This window comes from Kitasatospora sp. NPDC001603 (genome assembly GCF_040298365.1).
Lineage (GTDB): Bacteria > Actinomycetota > Actinomycetes > Streptomycetales > Streptomycetaceae > Kitasatospora.
Genome location: NZ_JBEPAA010000020.1, coordinates 85,923 through 101,868, shown reverse-complemented (window position 1 = coordinate 101,868; position 15,946 = coordinate 85,923). Strand labels below are relative to the sequence as shown.

The 15,946-nt window shown below is 73.2% G+C and carries 16 protein-coding genes; 4 read left to right on the top strand and 12 right to left on the bottom strand.

Features of this window, described 5'->3' with window-relative positions:
* Positions 1–243: 243 nt before the first annotated feature.
* From ABT263_RS15675 to ABT263_RS15630, 10 genes are all read right to left on the bottom strand, one after another.
* Positions 244–747 (bottom strand): GNAT family N-acetyltransferase, encoded by a 504-nt coding sequence (locus tag ABT263_RS15675; protein WP_329486856.1) that lies wholly within the window; start codon positions 745–747, stop codon positions 244–246.
* A gap of 311 nt (positions 748–1,058) precedes the next feature.
* A complete protein-coding gene (locus ABT263_RS15670) occupies positions 1,059–1,316 on the bottom strand; it encodes a hypothetical protein (RefSeq protein ID WP_352290994.1) in 258 nt (85 codons plus the stop codon).
* A gap of 116 nt (positions 1,317–1,432) precedes the next feature.
* Positions 1,433–2,872, bottom strand: coding sequence for an argininosuccinate lyase (argH, locus tag ABT263_RS15665; protein ID WP_352290993.1), 1,440 nt, complete (start codon positions 2,870–2,872; stop codon positions 1,433–1,435).
* 97 nt (positions 2,873–2,969) lie between these two features.
* Complete coding sequence (locus ABT263_RS15660; protein ID WP_329486859.1) at positions 2,970–4,163, bottom strand: argininosuccinate synthase; 1,194 nt, start codon at positions 4,161–4,163, stop codon at positions 2,970–2,972.
* A gap of 170 nt (positions 4,164–4,333) precedes the next feature.
* On the bottom strand, positions 4,334–4,882 hold the full coding sequence (locus ABT263_RS15655) for an arginine repressor (RefSeq protein ID WP_329486860.1): 549 nt from the start codon (positions 4,880–4,882) through the stop codon (positions 4,334–4,336).
* 17 nt (positions 4,883–4,899) lie between these two features.
* The gene (locus ABT263_RS15650; protein ID WP_352290992.1) at positions 4,900–6,144 is read right to left on the bottom strand and encodes an acetylornithine transaminase; all 1,245 of its coding nucleotides are present in this window, start codon (positions 6,142–6,144) and stop codon (positions 4,900–4,902) included.
* On the bottom strand, positions 6,141–7,016 hold the full coding sequence (gene argB / locus ABT263_RS15645) for an acetylglutamate kinase (protein WP_329492049.1): 876 nt from the start codon (positions 7,014–7,016) through the stop codon (positions 6,141–6,143). The genes ABT263_RS15650 and argB overlap by 4 nt, the downstream gene beginning before the upstream one ends.
* 112 nt (positions 7,017–7,128) lie before the next feature.
* Entirely contained in the window at positions 7,129–8,298 is a 1,170-nt protein-coding gene (gene argJ, locus ABT263_RS15640; protein WP_352290991.1) for a bifunctional glutamate N-acetyltransferase/amino-acid acetyltransferase ArgJ, read from the bottom strand.
* Positions 8,295–9,323, bottom strand: coding sequence for an N-acetyl-gamma-glutamyl-phosphate reductase (gene argC / locus ABT263_RS15635; protein WP_329486863.1), 1,029 nt, complete (start codon positions 9,321–9,323; stop codon positions 8,295–8,297). The genes argJ and argC overlap by 4 nt, the downstream gene beginning before the upstream one ends.
* Before the next feature lie 221 nt (positions 9,324–9,544).
* Positions 9,545–10,792 (bottom strand): methyltransferase, encoded by a 1,248-nt coding sequence (locus ABT263_RS15630; RefSeq protein ID WP_352290990.1) that lies wholly within the window; start codon positions 10,790–10,792, stop codon positions 9,545–9,547.
* Between the two features lie 98 nt (positions 10,793–10,890).
* On the opposite strand from ABT263_RS15630, the gene ABT263_RS15625 reads away from it, so the two are divergent.
* Together ABT263_RS15625 and ABT263_RS15620 are read left to right on the top strand one after the other, a co-directional pair.
* Positions 10,891–11,292 (top strand): VOC family protein, encoded by a 402-nt coding sequence (locus ABT263_RS15625; protein WP_352290989.1) that lies wholly within the window; start codon positions 10,891–10,893, stop codon positions 11,290–11,292.
* Between the two features lie 77 nt (positions 11,293–11,369).
* Positions 11,370–11,744 (top strand): RNA-binding S4 domain-containing protein, encoded by a 375-nt coding sequence (locus tag ABT263_RS15620; RefSeq protein ID WP_329486866.1) that lies wholly within the window; start codon positions 11,370–11,372, stop codon positions 11,742–11,744.
* Between the two features lie 42 nt (positions 11,745–11,786).
* Here the strand turns inward: ABT263_RS15620 and ABT263_RS15615 are convergent, their stop codons facing one another.
* Positions 11,787–12,293 carry an FBP domain-containing protein gene (locus tag ABT263_RS15615; RefSeq protein WP_329486867.1) on the bottom strand — a complete coding sequence of 169 codons (507 nt, stop codon included), beginning with the start codon at positions 12,291–12,293 and terminating at the stop codon, positions 11,787–11,789.
* Positions 12,294–12,479: 186 nt separating this feature from the next.
* On the bottom strand, positions 12,480–13,358 hold the full coding sequence (locus ABT263_RS15610) for an SAM-dependent methyltransferase (RefSeq protein WP_329486868.1): 879 nt from the start codon (positions 13,356–13,358) through the stop codon (positions 12,480–12,482).
* Positions 13,359–13,614: 256 nt separating this feature from the next.
* Here ABT263_RS15610 and ABT263_RS15605 point away from each other — a divergent pair, with 256 nt between their 5' ends.
* Together ABT263_RS15605 and ABT263_RS15600 are read left to right on the top strand one after the other, a co-directional pair.
* Entirely contained in the window at positions 13,615–14,553 is a 939-nt protein-coding gene (locus ABT263_RS15605) for a polysaccharide deacetylase family protein (protein ID WP_352290988.1), read from the top strand.
* 246 nt (positions 14,554–14,799) lie between these two features.
* On the top strand, positions 14,800–15,669 hold the full coding sequence (locus ABT263_RS15600) for a 3-hydroxybutyryl-CoA dehydrogenase (RefSeq protein ID WP_352290987.1): 870 nt from the start codon (positions 14,800–14,802) through the stop codon (positions 15,667–15,669).
* The last annotated feature ends 277 nt before the right edge of the window (positions 15,670–15,946 follow it).

Sequence of the window (15,946 nt, the reverse complement as noted above, 5' to 3'; positions counted from 1 at the left end):
TCAGCGGTGACACATTCGACGACACATGGCGCGCTCACCTGCCGGCAGGGTGCCGGTGGGGGTCCATTTCGTCGTCGCAGTCATGTGAGCCAGTAAATCAGAAGGTTCGGTTTCGTCCCAACTATTCGGATTCGCTGTCCGCAATACGGACAGCCACCCCTGTGAGCTGCTGCGATGCACCTCGGCGCCGCCCCCGGATCGTCCGGATGATGGCGGCGCCGGGTAACGGCGACGGCGCGGGGCTCAGGCGGTCGCGGCGAGCGGCGCCACCGCGGGCTTCTCCAGGTGGACCAGGCCCGGCCCGCCGTCGACCTGCTCGACGGCGGTCTGGCGGTAGCCCTGACGGGTGTAGAGGCGCAGGTTGCCCAGGCTGCGGTGGCCGGTGAACAGGCGGTACGCCGTCACCGGGCGGCCGTCGGCGGCGAGGCGGCGCTCCAGGGCCTCCAGCAGGCGGCCGCCGAGGCCGTGGCGCTGCATCCGGGGGTGGACGACCAGGCGCCCTATCCGGCCGATGCCGTCGGGGCCGATCCGGCCGCGGACGGTGCCGACCACCTCGTCACCGAGCCGGGCGACCAGGACGTACTGCTCGGTGAGCTCCTCGCGCAGGCTCTCCAGGGTCTGCGTCAGCGGCTCCAGGCTCCAGTCGCCGTACAGCTCGGCCTCGCTCTGGTAGCCGAGGTACTGCAGCTTGAGGATCTGCTCCGCGTCCTCGGTGTCCGCCACCGAGATGATCACGCTCATGCCCATGTGCTGGGGCCTCCCCATCGTCGTGCCCGGCGCGCAGAGTGAGGGTGTCGCACCGGATGCCCTGCCGGAGATGTCCCGGCCGGGGATCGGTCCTGGCCGGGGGTGGCGCACGAACGCGCCCGTCGGGCGGCCCGGTGGGGCCACGGCGACGGCGACGCGCTCACGCTCAGTATCCGAGTGATCGCGCCGCCGTCAAGAGCCGCGTTCGCCAGCGCTCTACCCGCGCGTCAGCTGCTCTCAACCCTCCGGCCGTACGACGTGGCGAGGGTCACGTCGCACCGCCCGGGGCGACGGCCGCGGGCCCGGGCCGGCTACGGGAAGCGCTCGGCGTGCAGAACGGCCCGCAGGCAGGCGAGGCAGCGGGACCGGGTGGGGCCGATCGAGCCGCGCGGCATGCCGAGCCGCGCGGAGAGCTCGCGGTAGGTCGGCGGCGGGTCCTCGGCGAGGGCGGCGACGAGCTGCGGGCAGCGGCCCGGCAGGGCGGCCACCGCCGCCCGGACGGCGCGGCGCCGCAGCGCGGCGAGGACCTCGTCCTCGGCGGACGGGACGACGGGAAGGATGGTGCACATACCGTGCATGACCTGCTCCGGGCCGGGCCGGTTACGGCCGACCGGGCGTGAGCACCCGAAGGGGGCGCGGCGCTCGATCCGCCACGCCCCCTTCGAGGGGTACCGCTTCGGGGGTGTCAGCCCTGGACCCACTCCTCCTGGAGCGCCAGGTCGTCCTTCACCTCGGCGAGCTGGACGGCCACCGCCGAGGGGGCCGTGCCGCCGCGGCCGTTGCGCGAGGCGATCGCGCCGTGGACGCTGAGCACCGAGCGGACGTCGGGCGTCAGGTGCTCGGAGATCCGCGCGAACTGCTCGTCCGTCAGGTCGGAGAGCTCGATGCCCTGCTGCTCGCAGACCTTGACGCAGGCACCGGCGACCTCGTGCGCGACCCGGAACGGCACGCCCTGCCTGACCAGCCACTCGGCGATGTCGGTGGCGAGCGAGAAGCCCGCCGGGGCGAGCTCCTCCAGCCGGTCCCGGTGCACGGTGAGGGTGGCCATCATGCCGGTGAAGGCCGGCAGCAGCACCTCCAGCGTGTCGCAGGAGTCGAAGACCGGCTCCTTGTCCTCCTGGAGGTCCCGGTTGTAGGCGAGCGGCAGCGCCTTCAGCGTCGCCAGCAGGCCGGTCAGGTTGCCGATCAGCCGGCCGGACTTGCCGCGGGCCAGCTCGGCGATGTCCGGGTTCTTCTTCTGCGGCATGATCGAGGAGCCGGTGGAGAAGGCGTCGTGCAGGGTGATGAAGCCGAACTCCTTGGTGTTCCAGATGATCACCTCCTCCGCGATCCGGGAGAGGTTGATCCCGATCATCGCGGTGACGAAGGCGAACTCGGCGACGAAGTCGCGCGAGGCCGTCCCGTCGATGGAGTTGCCGACCGAGCCCCGCTCGAAGCCGAGGTCGGCGGCGACCGCCTGCGGGTCGAGGCCGAGCGAGGAACCGGCCAGCGCACCGGAGCCGTACGGGGACACGGCGGTGCGCACGTCCCACTGGCGCAGCCGCTCGGCGTCCCGGCCGAGGGCGTGCACGTGCGCGAGGACGTGGTGGGCGAAGAGCACCGGCTGCGCGTGCTGGAGGTGGGTGCGCCCCGGCATGGCGGTGTGCGGGTGCTCCTCGGCCAGGCCGACCAGGGCGTGCTGGAGGTCGAGGATCAGCCCGCCGATGATCCGGGCGTGGTCGCGCAGGTACATCCGGAACAGCGTGGCGATCTGGTCGTTGCGCGAGCGGCCGGCCCGCAGCTTGCCGCCCAGGTCGGCGCCGAGCCGCTCCAGCAGGCCGCGCTCCAGCGCGGTGTGGACGTCCTCGTCGGCGACGGTGCCGGTGAAGGTGCCGGCCTCGACGTCGGCGAGCAGCTGGTCCAGCCCGGCGAGCATGGCGTCGAGCTCCTCGGCGCTGAGCAGCCCTGCCTTGTGCAGGACGCGGGCGTGGGCCTTCGAGCCGGCGATGTCGTACGGCGCGAGGCGCCAGTCGAAGTGCACCGAGGCGGAGAGCCTGGCGAGCGCCTCGGACGGGCCGTCGGCGAAGCGCGCGCCCCAGAGGCGCAGCTCAGGAGAGTTACTGGCGGCGGTCTGGTCGGCAGGCATCGCTGGGCTCCTTACAAGGTGGCGGGTCGGGGGCGGCCCCGGCCGCGAGGGGGCGCGGCCGGGGCCCGGCAGGTGGTCGGACGACCGGGCGGTCGGCTCAGCCGAGGTCGCGGCGGGCGGCGATCTTCGAGGACATCCCGAAGATCTCGATGAAGCCCTTGGACATCGACTGGTCGAAGGTGTCGCCGGTGTCGTAGGTGGCGAGGTTGAAGTCGTACAGCGACTGGTCGGACTTGCGGCCGTCGACGACGGCCCGGCCGGCGTGCAGCACCATCCGGATCTCGCCGGTGACGTGCTGGTTGGCCTCGTTGACGAAGCCGTCCAGCGCCCGCTTCAGCGGGGAGAACCAGAGGCCGTCGTAGACCAGCTCGGCCCAGCGCTGCTCCACCTGCCGCTTGTAGCGGGCGAGTTCGCGCTCGACGGTGACGTTCTCCAGGGCCTGGTGGGCGGTGATCAGGGCGATCGCGCCGGGGGCCTCGTAGATCTCCCGGGACTTGATGCCGACCAGCCGGTCCTCGACCATGTCGAGCCGGCCGATGCCCTGGGCCCCGGCCCGCTTGTTGAGCTCCTCGATGGCCTGCAGGACGGTCACCTTGCGGCCGTCGATGGCGACCGGGACGCCGGCGTCGAAGGTGATGACCACCTGGTCGGCCTCGCGCGGGGTGGCCGGGTTCTGGGTGTACTCGTAGACGTCCTCGATCGGGGCGTTCCAGATGTCCTCCAGGAAGCCGGTCTCGACGGCGCGACCGAAGACGTTCTGGTCGATCGAGTACGGGGACTTCTTGGTGGTGGCGATCGGCAGGCCCTTGGCCTCGGCGAAGGCGATCGCCTTGTCCCGGGTCATCGCGTAGTCGCGGACCGGGGCGATGCACTTCAGCTGGGGGGCCAGCGACTGGATGCCGACCTCGAAGCGGACCTGGTCGTTGCCCTTGCCGGTGCAGCCGTGGGCGACGGTGGTGGCGCCGTGCTTCTGCGCGGCGGCGACCAGGTGCTTGACGATGGCCGGCCGGGAGAGGGCCGAGACCAGCGGGTACTGGCCCTGGTACAGGGCGTTGGCCTTGATGGCCGGGAGGCAGTACTCGTCGGCGAACTCGTCGCGGGCGTCCGCGACCTCGGCCTCGACGGCGCCGCAGTCCAGCGCCCGCTGGCGGATGACCTCCAGGTCCTCGCCGCCCTGGCCGACGTCGACGGCGACGGCGATGACCTCGGCGCCCGTCTCCTCGGCGATCCAGCCGATGCAGACGGACGTGTCCAGACCGCCCGAGTAGGCGAGTACGACGCGCTCGGTCACGGCTTTCTCCTTCACAACAGTGCGAACAGGCTTACGGCGATAGGCATAAGTATGCACTACACCGTATGGATTTCAAAACCCCTGCCGAGGAACGGGCGAACCGGGGTCACGGGGCGGTGCGTCGGGCGGGCGGAACGGGCGGGCCCGGGTCGGCCGGGCCCGGCCGGTGGCTACTGGGCCTTGGCCTGGGCGAGCTGCATCAGGTGGTCGGCGAGCGCCTGGCCGCCGGAGGGATCGCGGCTGATCAGCAGGACGGTGTCGTCCCCGGCGATGGTGCCGATGATCTCGAAGACCTCGGCCTGGTCGATCGAGGAGGCCAGGAACTGGGCCGCGCCCGGCGGGGTCCGCAGGACGACGAGGTTGCCGGAGGCGGTGGCGGAGACCATGAGCTCGCCGGCCAGCCGGGCCATCCGGCCCTCGCTGGCCGACTCCCCCATCGGTGCGCGCGGCGTGCGGTCGCCGCCCTCGGCCGGGACGGCGTAGATGAGCGCGCCGTCCCGGTTGCGGATCTTCACCGCTCCCAGCTCGTCCAGGTCCCGGGAGAGGGTGGCCTGGGTGACCACCAGTCCGTCGTCGGCGAGCAGCTTGGCGAGCTGGCTCTGCGAGCGCACGGGCTGGCGGGTGAGCAGGTCCACGATTCGCCGGTGGCGCGCGGTGCGGGTCTGCGGGACCTGCGGCGTCGGACCGGCGGCGGGCTGGTCGGCGTGGGGAACGGTCATGTGATTATTCTCCCGGACTACGCTCGGCTCGCATCGGCCGGGGCGTTCTCCCGCACCGTCCGGAGGATCTCCGGCAGCGCGGCCAGGAAGGCGTCCGCGTCCTGCTCGGTGAGCACCAGCGGCGGCGCGAGCCGGACGGCGTCCGGGACGGCGGCGTTGACCAGGAAGCCGGCCTCCTGGGCGGCGGCCTGGACCTTCGCGGCCACCGGCGCGGTCAGCACGATGCCGAGCAGCAGGCCGGCCCCGCGCACGTGCGAGACCAGCGGGTCGCCGATCGCCTCGACCCCGTGCCGCAGCCGCTCGCCGATCTTGCGGACGTGCTCCAGCAGGCCCTCGGACTCGATGGTGTCGAGCACCGCGAGAGCCGCCGCCGCGACCACCGGATTGCCGCCGAAGGTGGTGCCGTGCTGGCCCGGGGTGAGCAGCTCGGCGGCCTCCCCGAACGCGAGCACGGCGCCGATCGGCAGCCCGCCGCCGAGTGCCTTGGCGAGGGTGACCACGTCCGGCTCGACGCCCTCGACGGCCTGGTGGGCGAACCAGTACCCGGTGCGGCCGATGCCGGTCTGGATCTCGTCCAGGACGAGCAGGGTGCCGGTGGCCCGGGTGATCTCGCGGGCGGCCCGCAGGTAGCCGTCGGGCAGCGGGATCGCGCCGTTCTCGCCCTGGATCGGCTCCAGGAAGACGGCCGCGGTCTCCGCGGTCACGGCCGCGCGCAGCGCCTCGACGTCGCCGAAGGGGACGTGGGTGACCTCGCCGGGCAGCGGCAGGAACGGCTCCTGCTTGGCGGGCTGGCCGGTGAGCGCGAGGGCGCCCATGGTCCGGCCGTGGAAGCCGCCCTGGAGGGCGACCACATGGGTGCGGCCGGTCCGGCGGCTGATCTTGAACGCGGCCTCGTTGGCCTCGGCGCCGGAGTTGCAGAAGAACACCCGGCCGTCCCGGCCCGAGAGGGTCAGCAGCCGCTCGGCCAGCGCGATGGTCGGCTCGGCCATGAAGAGGTTGGAGACGTGGCCGAGGGTGGAGATCTGCCGGGTGACGGCCTCGACGACCGCCGGGTGGCCGGTGCCGAGGGCGTTGACGGCGATGCCGCCGAGCAGGTCGGTGTACTCCTTGCCGTCGGCGTCCCACAGCTTGGCGCCCTCGCCGCGGACCAGCGGGATCCGCGGGGTGCCGTAGTTGTCGGTGAAGGCGTGCTGCCAGCGGTCGGTGAGCCGCTCGTTGCCGGTCGGCTGCGCGCTGCCGCTGTGCTGTGCGTCGGTCGTCATGCCAGTCCCCCGGTCACGGTCGCTTCGTCGTCCGGCACGACCATCGTGCCGATGCCCTCGTCGGTGAAGATCTCCAGCAACAGGCTGTGCTGCACCCGGCCGTCCAGGACGCGGGCGGTGCCCACGCCGGATCGGACGGCCCGCAGGCAGCCCTCCATCTTGGGGAGCATGCCGCTGGCCAGCTCGGGCAGCAGCTCCTCCAGCTCGGTCGCGCTGAGCTGGCTGATCACGTCGTCGGAGTGCGGCCAGTCGGCGTACAGGCCCTCGACGTCGGTGAGGACGACGAGCATCTCGGCGCCGAGCGCCACCGCGAGGGCGGAGGCGGCGGTGTCGGCGTTGATGTTGTAGACGTGCCCGTCGGTGCCCCGGGCGATCGAGGAGATCACCGGGATCCGGCCGTCGGCGATCAGCGCCTTCACCGCGCCGGCCTCGATGTTGACGATGTCGCCGACCAGGCCGATGTCGACCTGCTCGCCGTCGACCACCGCGTACCGCTTGACGGCGGTCATGGTGTGGGCGTCCTCGCCGGTCATGCCGACCGCGAACGGGCCGTGGCCGTTGAGCAGCCCGACCAGTTCGCGCTGGACCTGGCCGGCCAGCACCATCCGGACCACGTCCATGGTCTCGGGGGTGGTGACCCGCAGGCCGTTGGTGAACGAGGACTCCAGGCCGAGCTTGTCGAGCTGGGCGCTGATCTGCGGGCCGCCGCCGTGGACCACGACGGGGTGCAGACCGGCGTAGCGCAGGAAGACGACGTCCTGGGCGAAGGCCGCCTTGAGGCTCTCGTCCACCATGGCGTTGCCGCCGAACTTCACGACGACGGTCTTGCCGTGGAAGCGCTCCAGCCAGGGCAGCGCCTCGATCAGCGTCATGGCCTTGGGCAACGCGGTGTTGTTGCGGGCCTGTTCGCCCTTGGGTGCGATCTGCACGTGTGTGGTCCCCGGCTCGGTCGGCAGGTGCGGCTGTGGCGGCTGTCAGCGGCTGTCAGGTGGAGTAGGCGCTGTTCTCGTGCACGTAGTCGGCGGTGAGGTCATTGGTCCACACCGTCGCGGCGGCCTCGCCGGCGTTCAGGCGGGCGGTGATGACGATCTCCCGGCCGGTCATGTCGACGAGGTCGCGGTCCTCCCCGACGCTGCCGTCCCGGCAGACCCAGACGCCGTTGATGGCGACGTCGAGGCGGTCCGGGTCGAAGGCGGCGTCGGTGGTGCCGATCGCGGCCAGCACCCGGCCCCAGTTCGGGTCCTCGCCGTGGAGGGCGCACTTGAGCAGGTTGTTGCGGCTGATGACCCGGGCGACGCCGACGGCCTCCGCCTCGGTGGCGGCGGCGGTGACGTCGATCCGGATGTCCTTGCTCGCGCCCTCGGCGTCACCGATCAGCTGCCGCGCGAGGTCGGCGCAGACGGTGCGGACGGCCTCGTCGAACCCGGCCTGCTCCGGGGTGATGCCGGAGGCGCCGGAGGCGAGCAGCAGCACCGTGTCGTTGGTCGACATGCACCCGTCGGAGTCGATCCGGTCGAAGGTGGTGCGGGTGGCGGCGCGCAGCGAGACGTCCAGGGCGGCGGCGTCGAGCGCGGCGTCGGTGGTCAGGACGACCAGCATGGTGGCGAGGCCGGGGGCGAGCATGCCGGCGCCCTTGGCCATGCCGCCGACCGTCCAGCCGTCCTTCGTCACCTGGGCGGTCTTGTGGACGGTGTCGGTCGTCTTGATGGCGATCGCGGCGGCCTCGCCACCGGCGGCGTCGAGCTGCCCGGCGGCGAGGGCGACACCGGGCAGCAGGATGTCCATCGGCAGGCGCAGGCCGATCAGGCCGGTGGAGGCGACGGCGATCTCGCCGGCGTTGAGCCCCAGCTCCTCGGCGGCCTTCTCGGCGGTGGCGTGGGTGTCCTGGAAGCCGAGCGGGCCGGTGCAGGCGTTGGCGCCACCGGAGTTGAGGACGACGGCGGAGACCTGACCGCCCTTGAGGACCTGCTCCGACCAGAGCACGGGCGCGGCCTTGACCCGGTTGCTGGTGAACACTCCGGCGGCGGCCAGCGACGGGCCGTCGTTGACGACGAGGGCGAGGTCGGGGGTGCCGGAGTCCTTGATCCCGGCGGTGACGCCGGCGGCCCGGAAGCCCCTGGCGGCGGTCACGCCGACGTTGACGTTCTTGGTCACGGTGCGACTCCGATCAGGGGAAGGCCGAGCTCCTCGGGCAGGCCGAGGGCGATGTTCATGCTCTGCACCGCGCCGCCGGCGGTGCCCTTGACCAGGTTGTCGATCGCGCTGATCGCGATGATCCGCCCGGCGCTCTCGTCCAGGGCGACCTGGACCAGGGCGGCGTTGGAGCCGTAGACGCTGCTGGTCTGCGGCCACTGGCCCTCGGCCAGCAGGTGGACGAAGGGCTCGTCGGCGAACGCCTCGGTGTAGGCGGCGCGCAGGGCCTCGCCGGTCACCCCGGGCTTCGCCTTGGCGGAGCAGGTGGCGAGGATGCCGCGCGGCATCGGCACCAGGGTGGGCGTGAAGGAGACGGTGACCGGCTCGCCCGCGACCGGGGTGAGGTTCTGCGACATCTCCGGGGTGTGCCGGTGCTGCCCGCCGACGCCGTAGGCGCTGACGTTGCCCATCACCTCACTGCCGAGCAGGTGGGTCTTGGCGGCCTTGCCGGCGCCCGAGGTGCCGGAGGCGGCGACGATCACGGCCTCGGGCTCGGCGAGCCCGGCCGCGTACGCCGGGAAGAGCGCCAGCGAGACGGCGGTCGGGTAGCAGCCGGGGACGGCGATGCGGTTGCCGCCCTTGAGCGCGGCGCGGTGGCCGGGCAGCTCGGGGAGGCCGTAGGGCCAGGTGCCGGCGTGCGCGGAGCCGTAGAACTGCTCCCAGTCGGCGGCGGCCTTCAGCCGGAAGTCGGCGCCGCAGTCGACGACCAGGACGTTCTGGCCGAGGGCCTCGGCGACGGCGGCGGACTGGCCGTGCGGCAGCGCCAGGAACACCACGTCATGGTCGGCCAGCACCTCGGGGGTGGTGGGCTCCAGGATCCGGTCGGCGAGCGGGATCAGGTGCGGCTGCAGGGTGCCGAGCCTGGTACCCGCGTTCGATCCGCCGGTCAGCGCCCCGATCTCCACCTCGGGGTGGCCGAGCAGCAGGCGCAGCACCTCGCCGCCCGCGTATCCGCTCGCACCGGCGACGGCGACTCGCAATGCCATGGCAGTTCCCTCCTTGGTCGGAGCATGAATATACGCATCACGGAACATTCATGCAAGGGAGTGCACGACGGACCGGCAGGCGGACCGCTCCACACCCGGGCGGCGGGGTGCGCCGTCCACCGCGGACGGCTCGCCACCCGTCGGCGCCATGAGCTTAGGTTACCCTTAGTTGATCGTCGGGCGGCGCGCTCCCGGCACCGTCGGCCCGGCCCCCGCCCGGGTCACCGGCGGACGGCCCGCAGCACCACGAACTTCGGGTTGCCCGCGACGACTTCGCAGTTCCCGAAGAGGCGGCGCAGCTTGACGTGGTAGCCGAGATGACGGTTGCCGACCACCCAGAGTTCGCCCCCCGGGCGCAGCGCCCGGCGGGCACCGGTGAACATCCGCCAGGCGGTGGCGTCGGTGGTGGCCTGGTGGGAGTGGAACGGCGGGTTGTTCAGCACCAGGTCGACCGAGCCGGCCGGGACGGCGTCCGTGCCGAGGGCGTCGGCGGTGAGGAACTCGGCGGGCGCCCGCGGGCCGAGGTTCTCCCGGAAGGTCGCCTCGGCCGAGGCGACGGCCTGGTGGGACTCGTCGACGAAGACCAGCTCGGCGCCGGGACTGGCGAGCGCCGCCGCGGTGCCGACCACGCCGTTGCCGCAGCCGAGGTCGACGACCCGGGCCCCGGGGGCGGCCACCGGCAGGTGACCGAGCAGGAAGCGGGTGCCGATGTCGAGCCGCTCGGCGCAGAAGGTACCGGCGTGGTTGACCACCGTGCGCCCGGAGGCCGGGCCGATGTCGCCGGGCAGCGCGTAGCGGTGCGGCCAGGGGTTGGGGCCGGGGTCGAGCGCCGGACCGGGGGTGCAGAAGATCAGCCGGGCCTTGCGGGCCGCGAGCGAGGTGCGGGTCGGGCCGAGGATCCGCTCGAAGAGCTGGAGGGTGGAGGTGTGGATCTCGGTGACCATGCCGGTGCCGATCACCACCGTGCCGGGGTGCACGGCGGGCGCGAGGCGGTGCAGCTGGTCCTCCAGCAGCGCGAGGCTCTTGGGGACGCGGACCAGCAGGACGTCGACCCGCCCGGGCGGGGTGTCGCGGGTGGTGAGCAGCCGGGCCGCGTCGGGGGCGGCGCCGGCCCGGGCGAGGTTGGCCAGGGTGGCCTGCCGGCCGAGGTGGGAGTCGCTGATCTGGACCGGCGCGGTACTCGGGGCGGGGGTCGGCGCGGTGGTCGGCGCCGAGGACAGCGCGGTGGTCAGCGCCGTGGTCAGCGCGCCCCAGCGGTCGCCGAGGACGACGACGGTGCGGCCGGTGAGCTCGGTGACCGCGCCCTGGGCGCTGTCCGCCTCCCCGGCGAGATGGCGCAGCAGGTACTCGTCGGCGGCGTCCCAGGCGCGCAGCCGCTCGCGCGGGTCCTCCGGGAAGCGGGTGAGGTCGAAGGTGCCCCACGGGGTGGTGAAGGGGGTCGCGGCGGTGGGCGTGCTGAGGCGGTTCATCGTGATCTCAGGCTAGCCGACCACCGGGCGCCGACCGTCCGGTCGGCCGATACTGGAGGGGCCCGACCGGAAGGTCCTGACCGGAAGGGGATTGGGCCATGGACTGGAAGCTCGAAGTGGTGGTGGTACCGGTGTCGGACGTGGCCCGGGCCAAGACCTTCTACGAGGAACAGGCCGGTTTCACCGTCGACCACGACACCCGGATCCGGGACGGGGTCCGGGTGGTGCAGCTGACGCCGCCGGGCTCCGGCTGTTCGATCGTGGTGGGCACCGGGATCACGGACGCGCCGCCGGGCTCGGTGAAGGGCCTGCAGCTGGTGGTGCCGGACATCGTCAAGGCGCACGGCGAGCTGGTGGCGCGGGGCGTGGAGGTGAGCCCGGTCCAGCACTTCGAGGACGGCGCCCGGGTGGACGGCCGCGGCGGGGCGTGGAACTCGTTCGTCTTCTTCAACGACCCGGACGGCAACGGCTGGGCGGTCCAGGAGTCGCCGCCCGGCTGACCCCGGCGCCCTCGCCGGCCCGGAAGCCCGCGCAGACCCCGGCGCGGCGCCGGGCCGGCCGTGGGTAGGCTCGGAGGATGGTCGAAGACGAGGGAAGCGTCCGGGTGGACAGCTGGATCTGGTCGGTGCGGCTCACCAAGACGCGCGCGCTGGCTGCGGCCGCCTGCCGGGCCGGACACGTCCGGGTGAACGGCGAGCGGGTCAAGCCCGCGCAGGCGCTGAAGGCCGGCGACGAGGTGCGCGTGCGCCAGGAGGGCTTCGAGCGGATCGTCGTGGTGAAGCGGCTGGTCCGCAAGCGGGTCGGGGCGGTCGTCGCGGCCGAGTGCCTGGTGGACAACAGCCCGCCGAGGCCGCCGCGCGAACTGCTGGCGGCGGCCGGCGAGCGCGACCGGGGCGCGGGCCGGCCCACCAAGCGGGACCGCCGCGAGCTCGACCAGCTGCGGCACGGCTAGCGGACGCGGCACGGCCGGCGGACCGCCCCCGGCCCGGCGGTCTCAGGCCGGGGTGTCGGTGAGGACCTTCGCCAGGAAGGCGTCCAGGTTCGCCACCGTGCGGGCCACCAGCTCCTCCTGCGACAGCGACTCCTCGGGCCGGCTGACCAGGGCGGACTTCTTCAGCCCGCGCAGGTAGAGCGAACAGGCCAGGTCGGCGCAGATGTAGGTGCCGACGGTGTTGCCCTCGCGGCCGGAGACGCCGGCCCGGCGGGCGGCCAGCAGCGCCACGCCCGAGCCCGCGTGGGCGGAGAGGCAGAGCGAGCAGACGTTGGTCTTGGTCAGGCTGCGGCGCACGGACGGCACCCGCAGTGTGACGCCGACCAGCTCGCCGCCGTGCTCGGCGACCAGGTAGCCGCGGTCGGGCGCGCCCTGGTCCCGCCAGCCGAGGAAGTCCAGGTGCTCCCACGGGAGTTCGGCCAGACCCCGGGGCAGGTTGAGCCGACGGGCCTCGCCCTTGGAACAGTTGACGAAGGAGCCGCGGATCTCGTTCTCGCTCAGGGGGTTCATGATTCGCAACGTAACACCGAGCGCGCCGGGCGGTCGCGGCATTTTCCACCGGAGCGTCCCGCCGTGCGCCACCCGATGCGGCCGCCCGCGGCCCGGAACGGGCCGGCCCCGGCGCCCGGCACGGGCACCGGGGCCGGCCGCCCGCACGGTGGTCGGGGCCGCACGGCGCGGGCCCCGACGGGTGGTTCAGGCCTTGAAGGCGACACCCGCGTAGGCGGAGACGTCCTGCCAGCCGGCGGGCAGCTCGTCGGTCGGGACGTGGCCGGCCCCGGCGCGCCAGAGCGGGAGCTGGACCAGACCGGGCCCGGCGAACCCGAAGTCGCCGAAGAAGGGCTCGACGGCGGCGCGCGGACGCAGCACCAGCGGCGCGCTGGCGCTCCGGTAGATCCGGGTGCCCTCGGCCGCGCTCTCCCGGGAGGCGAAGTCGGGGCTGCCGTGCGAGAGGATCAGCGCGCTGCCGGGCGCGAGCGCGTCGCGCAGGGTGCGGACGATCTCCTGGGCGCCGTCCTCGTCGCGGATGAAGTGCAGCACCGCGACCAGCATCAGGGCGACCGGCCGGTCCAGGTCGACGGCGGCGCGCAGGCCGGGGTGGTCGAGGATGGTCGCCGGCTCGCGGAGGTCGGCCTCGATGACGGAGGTGTGGCCGGCCTTGTGGCTCGCCAGCAGGGCGCGGGCGTGGGTGGCCACGATCGGGTCGTTGTCGACGTACACCACGCGGGCGTCCGGGGCGGCCCGGCGGGCCACCTCGCTGGTGGAGCCGACGGCGGGGATGCCGGTACCGATGTCGACGAACTGGCGGATGCCCTGGCCGGCCACGAACTCGACGGCGCGGCCGAGGAATTCGCGGTTGGTGCGGGCCAGCAGCGGCAGCGCGGGGTAGGCCGCTATCGCGGCCTCGGCGGCCTTGCGGTCCGCCTCGAAGTTGTCCTTGCCGCCGAGGTAGTAGTCGTACATCCGGGCGGTGTGCGGAACGCCGGTGTCCAGCTCGGTCGGCGGCTGCCAGTCCTCGGCCTTCACCCAGTCCCAGTCCGTACCGACGTCGGTCGTCGCGGTGTCCTCGTGCATCCTGCTTTCCGCCCCCTCAAGCCCACTGCCGGAATGCCTGCCCGTCACGGCGCCGGAGCGCCGCGCTGCGCGGGCGGCCCGGCCTGCCGGGCCCACCACGTGGCGCGCGGTGATCGTATCCGACGACACGCCGTGGAGACAGCGGGAGTTCAGGATTCCGAAGCTCCCCAGCCGTGGTGCGGGCACGTCCTCCCGGCGGGTCGGGTCGGCGCGCTCGAATCGCCCCGGGGTTTCACCGTCTCTATGCTGGCTGCCGATGACTGCCGACCGGATGACCGCCGACCGCCGCACCGTCCTGCGCGCCACCGCCAGGTTCGCCGCCCTGACCGCCGTCGGCGGCCTGCTCGCGGCCTGCGCCGGGACCTCCCCCCGCCGGGCCGACCCGGGGGCGCTCGCCGTCCACCCCGGCACCGTGGACCCGGCCGGCGGCGACCCGGCGGCGGTCGACCCCGCCTGGGCGGCCGGCGAGGGCGCCGCCTCCCCCGCCCCGGACCCCACCGCCCCGGCCGGACCGCAGGGGGCGGCCTCCCCCACCGCGGCCGCCACCACCGTGGCGCCGCCGGTCCCGCCCACCCTCACGCCGCTCGCCCCGGGCACCCCGGTCGAGGTCGCGTACGGACCGCGGACCGGCCGCAACGTCGCCCTGACCTTCCACGGCAGCGGCGACCCGAGGATCGCCACCGCCCTGCTGGAGATCGCCGAACAGCGCGGCGCCGCGCTCACCGTGATGGCCGTCGGCAGCTGGCTGGACCAGCAGCCGCAGATGGCCCGCCGGATCCTGGACGGCGGCCACGAGCTGGGCAACCACACCCAGAACCACCAGAACATCTCCGCGATGGGCCCCGACCAGGCGCGCGCCGAGATCGCCCAGTGCGCGGAGCGGCTGCAACGGCTCACCGGCTCGATCGGCCGCTGGTTCCGGCCGTCCGCCGCCCAGTACGCCACGCCGATGGTGCGCGAGCAGGCCCGGGCGGTCGGGTACGAGCACGTGCTCTCCTTCGACGTCGACCCGCGCGACTACAGCGATCCGAGCGCCGCGGAACTCCAGCGCCGGGTGCTCGCCTCGGTGAAGGGGGGCTCGGTGGTCGCTCTGCACATGGGCCACCAGTGCACGGTGGACGCGCTGCCGGGCATCCTGGACGGACTCACCAGGGCGGGGCTCGCGCCGGTCACCGCCAGCCGGCTCTGCGCCTGAGCCCTCCGGGCGGCGGGTGCGTCGGCACCCGGGCGCACGGGTCCCGTTACCCGGGCCCACCCCTTCCGAGCAGCGCCTGCGGACCCGGTTCAGCCTGGGAGGGGATGACCTACCGACGGGTACGGAGTAGTAACGTCGTCGGGGCGGTGCACCGGTGCACACCTATCGGTGCGCCCGCCCGCTGAACAGCAGCTTGCTGGGACACCTGTCGCTGGGAGACCCCCGGCACCACCGAAGGGCAACTGAGTGAGTGACATCGCGCGCGTCGGAGTGATCGGCTGCGGTCTGATGGGGTCGGGCATCGCGGAGGTGTTCGCCCGGGCGGGGCTGGACGTCCTGGTGTCGGAGGCGAGCGGGGAGGCCCTGGAGTTCGGTCGCACCCGGCTGACCAACTCCCTGGAGACGGCGGTCAAGCGGGGCAAGCTGAGCCCCGAGGACCGCGACGGGGCGATGTCCCGGCTGTCCTTCACCACCGACCTGGCCGACTTCGCCGACCGCGACCTGGTGGTCGAGGCGGTCGCCGAGCGCGAGGACATCAAGGTCCAGATCTTCCAGACGCTGGACCAGGTGGTCGAGCGCCGGGACGCCATCCTGGCCTCCAACACCTCGTCGATCCCGATCGTGAAGCTGGCCGCCGCCACCTCGCGCCCGGAGCAGGTGATCGGCCTGCACTTCTTCAACCCGGCGCCGGTGCAGAAGCTGGTCGAGGTGATCCCGACGCTGACCACCTCGGCGGCCACCACCGAGCGGGTCGAGGCCTTCGCCTCCGAGGTGCTGGGCAAGGAGCCGATCCGCGCCCGCGACCGGGCCGGCTTCGTGGTGAACGCGCTCCTGGTGCCGTACCTGCTGTCGGCGGTGCGGATGTTCGAGTCGGGCGTGGCGACCGCCTCCGACATCGACAAGGGCATGGAGGCCGGCTGCGCCCACCCGATGGGCCCGCTGCGGCTGTGCGACCTGATCGGTCTGGACACCATCGTGTCGATCGCCGAATCGATGTACGACGAGTACAAGGAGCCGCTGTTCGCCGCTCCCCCGCTGCTCTCCCGGATGGTCGACGCGGGCCTGCTGGGCCGCAAGTCCGGCCGCGGCTTCTACGACTACACCGCGAGCGCCTGAACCCGGGAACGGTGACGGGGCCCGGGAGCGGTATCCAGCTACCCGGGCCCCTGAGGTGCCACCCAATTGCTTGCACCGGCACGTTTAAGGGTGTGGGTCATTCTCACAGCATCGCGCTTTGCCATTGAAGCTACCGCGCCACGATAGAGGCGCAGACGGGAGTCGAACCCGCATCCGACGCTTACAGCACACACCCGGTCGATCCGGCGCTCGGCGGCGAATGCTGAGCCTGGAGCGAGAGTCTGAGTCTTACAGGGGCGCCTCTGCCATGTTGGGC

Coding starts and splice junctions, on each gene's coding strand:
- ABT263_RS15675 (WP_329486856.1), bottom strand. CDS start 747: ATGGGCATGAGCGTGATCATCTCGGTGGCGGACACCGAGGACGCGGAG.
- ABT263_RS15670 (WP_352290994.1), bottom strand. CDS start 1,316: ATGTGCACCATCCTTCCCGTCGTCCCGTCCGCCGAGGACGAGGTCCTC.
- argH (WP_352290993.1), bottom strand. CDS start 2,872: ATGCCTGCCGACCAGACCGCCGCCAGTAACTCTCCTGAGCTGCGCCTC.
- ABT263_RS15655 (WP_329486860.1), bottom strand. CDS start 4,882: ATGACCGTTCCCCACGCCGACCAGCCCGCCGCCGGTCCGACGCCGCAG.
- ABT263_RS15650 (WP_352290992.1), bottom strand. CDS start 6,144: ATGACGACCGACGCACAGCACAGCGGCAGCGCGCAGCCGACCGGCAAC.
- argB (WP_329492049.1), bottom strand. CDS start 7,016: ATGACGCTGATCGAGGCGCTGCCCTGGCTGGAGCGCTTCCACGGCAAG.
- argC (WP_329486863.1), bottom strand. CDS start 9,323: ATGGCATTGCGAGTCGCCGTCGCCGGTGCGAGCGGATACGCGGGCGGC.
- ABT263_RS15630 (WP_352290990.1), bottom strand. CDS start 10,792: ATGAACCGCCTCAGCACGCCCACCGCCGCGACCCCCTTCACCACCCCG.
- ABT263_RS15625 (WP_352290989.1), top strand. CDS start 10,891: ATGGACTGGAAGCTCGAAGTGGTGGTGGTACCGGTGTCGGACGTGGCC.
- ABT263_RS15620 (WP_329486866.1), top strand. CDS start 11,370: ATGGTCGAAGACGAGGGAAGCGTCCGGGTGGACAGCTGGATCTGGTCG.
- ABT263_RS15615 (WP_329486867.1), bottom strand. CDS start 12,293: ATGAACCCCCTGAGCGAGAACGAGATCCGCGGCTCCTTCGTCAACTGT.
- ABT263_RS15610 (WP_329486868.1), bottom strand. CDS start 13,358: ATGCACGAGGACACCGCGACGACCGACGTCGGTACGGACTGGGACTGG.
- ABT263_RS15605 (WP_352290988.1), top strand. CDS start 13,615: ATGACTGCCGACCGGATGACCGCCGACCGCCGCACCGTCCTGCGCGCC.